Raw genomic sequence first — 843 nt, 5'->3', positions numbered from 1 at the left:
GGTGCTCTCCCAGCTGAGCTATGATCCCATTTTTTTGGAGCGGGTGAAGGGGATCGAACCCTCACAGCTGGCTTGGAAGGCCAGAACTCTACCATTGAGCTACACCCGCTTATTTAATTGTTTTTTTTGGTGACTCGTAGGGGAATTGAACCCCTGTTACCGCCGTGAAAGGGCGGTGTCTTAACCTCTTGACCAACGAGCCATTTTAATGGTTGCGGAGGCAGGACTCGAACCTACGACCTTCGGGTTATGAGCCCGACGAGCTGCCAACTGCTCCACTCCGCGATATTATTTTATAAGTGCCGAAGACCGGAATCGAACCGGTACGAGAGGTAAGTCCCGCAGGATTTTAAGTCCTGTGCGTCTGCCAGTTCCGCCACTTCGGCTTTTTTTGGCTCCAAGGGTGGGGCTCGAACCCACAGCCTACCGGTTAACAGCCGGTTGCTCCACCGTTGAGCTACCTTGGAATATTCACGTGGCTATGTCCTACTCTCCCAGGCAGTTTCCCACCAAGTACCATCAGCGCTAAAGAGCTTAACTTCTGTGTTCGGAATGGGAACAGGTGTATCCTCTTTGCTATTATAACCACATATTGCCTATTTATAAGACAAGTATTATATTAACATCTTTATTTTTAAATGTCAATACTTTTAAAGTACTAAATAATAATAGTTTTTTATTAAATATCTTCTATTAATTGAAGTTAGTACTTTACATAGAGTTAACACTCTAAAAACTACATATATATTTTAATTAATGAACATCAAATAAATATTGGTCAAGTCCTCGACCTATTAGTATCGATAAGCTAAATACATTGCTGCACTTACACCTTCGACCTAT

Annotated in this window: 5 tRNA genes and 1 rRNA gene; all 6 read right to left on the bottom strand. The window is 43.2% G+C overall.

Features of this window, described 5'->3' with window-relative positions:
• Window positions 1–35 precede the first annotated feature (35 nt).
• Window positions 36–109 (bottom strand) — tRNA-Gly (locus tag IR151_RS20020).
• Window positions 110–127: 18 nt separating this feature from the next.
• Window positions 128–202, bottom strand: a tRNA-Glu gene (locus tag IR151_RS20015).
• Between the two features lie 7 nt (window positions 203–209).
• Window positions 210–285 (bottom strand) — tRNA-Met (locus IR151_RS20010).
• 15 nt (window positions 286–300) lie between these two features.
• Window positions 301–386: transfer RNA gene (locus IR151_RS20005), tRNA-Leu, on the bottom strand.
• 6 nt (window positions 387–392) lie between these two features.
• A tRNA-Asn gene (locus IR151_RS20000) sits at window positions 393–467 on the bottom strand.
• 6 nt (window positions 468–473) lie between these two features.
• Window positions 474–590: ribosomal RNA gene (gene rrf / locus IR151_RS19995) — 5S ribosomal RNA — on the bottom strand.
• Window positions 591–843: the final 253 nt, after the last annotated feature.

The organism is Clostridioides sp. ES-S-0006-03 (assembly GCF_020662275.1).
Classification (GTDB): Bacteria; Bacillota; Clostridia; order Peptostreptococcales; family Peptostreptococcaceae; genus Clostridioides.
This window is presented reverse-complemented; position numbering and strand designations above follow the sequence as displayed.